Genomic DNA, 1893 nt, shown 5'->3' on the forward strand with positions numbered 1-1893 from the left:
ATCGAGTAGGAGGCTACCCATTAGTTGAGTAGCCGACCTCTCACACCACCGTACGTACCGTTCGGTATACGGCGGTTCAACCGCTTAAGTGCAATTTGCGAAGATGCTCGTACCGAGCAGGGAAGTCATAGTACCCTGCTTGTGCGAGCTTTTCGTTTGTTACAGAGCGATTCAGCACTGCGCTTCCGGCTATACGCCAGTAACCCAGCCTTGTATTTCCCCATTGGTATGCCTGCCAATCCGGTATCCCTAACTTTCGCAGGTTCTGTACCTTCGTTTTCGGCTTCTTCCATTGCTTCCAGATGTACATGCGCATTCGTCTGCGCAGCCATTCGTTCCAGCCTTGCAGGATTCGCTTCATGTCGGCTACATAGAAGTGACCTAGCCAGCCGCGAATGTAGATCTTTACGTTCTCCATTACCTCTCTTGCATTCCTGCCTTGTCTTCGACTCGTGAGCTCTTTTAGTTTCCTCTTTGCTTTAGCCAGTGATTGCGGATGGGCGCGAATATATACGCCTTTCCCGTTCTTTCCCAACGCATAGCCAAGGAATTTGAAGTGCTTCTGAGCCACGACACTCACGACTTTGCTTTTCTGCGTGTTCAGTCGCAATTTCAGTTTGTTTTCCAGATAGATCCGGCAGGACTCCAGCAGTCTCATTGCCGCTCGTTTGCTTTTGGCAAGCACGACAATGTCGTCCGCATAGCGGATGACAACCACGCCTCGACTTTCCATCTCCTGATCGAATTCGTTCAGGTAGATATTCGCCAGAAGCGGCGACAGCGGGCCGCCCTGCGGAGACCCTTCTTCCGTTTTGTGCTGTATCCCGTTTTCCATGACTCCGCTTTTCAAGTATTTCTTGATTAGGTCGGTTACGCGTCGATCTGGAATTTGCTTACGCAGCAAGTTCATGAGCAGCTCGTGGTTCAGTGTGTCGAAATACTTGGAGAGGTCGATTTCCACCGCATAGCCGTATCCCTGCTCCGCGTAGGCTTTCACTTTCCGAATCGCCTGCTGGGCGCTCCGTCTTGGCCGATAGCCATAGCTGCCGTCCGAAAATAACGGTTCAAACAACGGATGCAGTTGCTGGGCGATGGCTTGTTGGATCACGCGGTCTATAACTGTAGGAATGCCTAGCTTCCGCATGCCGCTTCCATCCGGTTTGGGAATTTCCTTGCGTCGCACCGGGGCTGGCTGAAACCTTCCATCCCGAATGCTTTGCAGGAGCTCATCTCTGTTTTCCCGCAACCATGGCAACGCTGCCTCGACGGTCATTCCGTCGATTCCCGGCGCGCCGTGATTGCTTTTGACCTGCTTGTAAGCTTTGTTCAGGTTATCCCTGTTCAATATTCGCTCCAACAAGTCCTTTGCACCGTCTCTTTCTCTACTTTCCCGAGATCCGGTACTCCGCGCTCCCGCATACTCTTCGTGTTCCACACTATCCCTCTGAGGGCAGCCCTTTCGGTATTCTGCTTTCAACGCACCGGTTCTCCTTTCTGTATGTACTCAAGACTTACGATTGTTCGGCCCTTCCCGAAAAAAAAATTCGGTACTATGGCCTCTGCTGACTTCTCACAGCAAGCTTTACTCCGTCTTTCGGATGGCCTACTCAACGTCTGTGAGACCTCCCCGGGTAAGAGCGATAACTTTCCCCTCATCTATCTGCCACATCTACATGATGAGATTCGGGCAGTATTGGACTTTGCGTTGTATGGCACGCTCGTCCGCCTCACCATGCCTTATATGTGATTTCTGTTCGTCAGACCGAGGGTTTGCCTCCGGCTTCCTTCAGATTCCGCCTCGCGACGGACACCCTTGCCTTTGGCTAACAGTTCCTACTGCCAAGCCTGTAGCGGACTTTCACCGCCTAGTTATCGCCCATGCCGGGCGCACCA

The 1893-nt window shown here is 52.3% G+C and carries 1 protein-coding gene; it reads right to left on the minus strand.

Annotated features, from left to right (window positions below):
- Window positions 1-76: 76 nt before the first annotated feature.
- Complete coding sequence (ltrA, locus tag FKP33_RS26625) at window positions 77-1345, minus strand: group II intron reverse transcriptase/maturase (RefSeq protein WP_258313567.1); 1269 nt, start codon at window positions 1343-1345, stop codon at window positions 77-79.
- Window positions 1346-1893: the final 548 nt, after the last annotated feature.

The sequence above is a fragment of the Paenibacillus sp. tmac-D7 genome (assembly GCF_006519665.1).
GTDB classification, from domain to species: Bacteria; Bacillota; Bacilli; order Paenibacillales; family NBRC-103111; genus Paenibacillus_G; species Paenibacillus_G validus.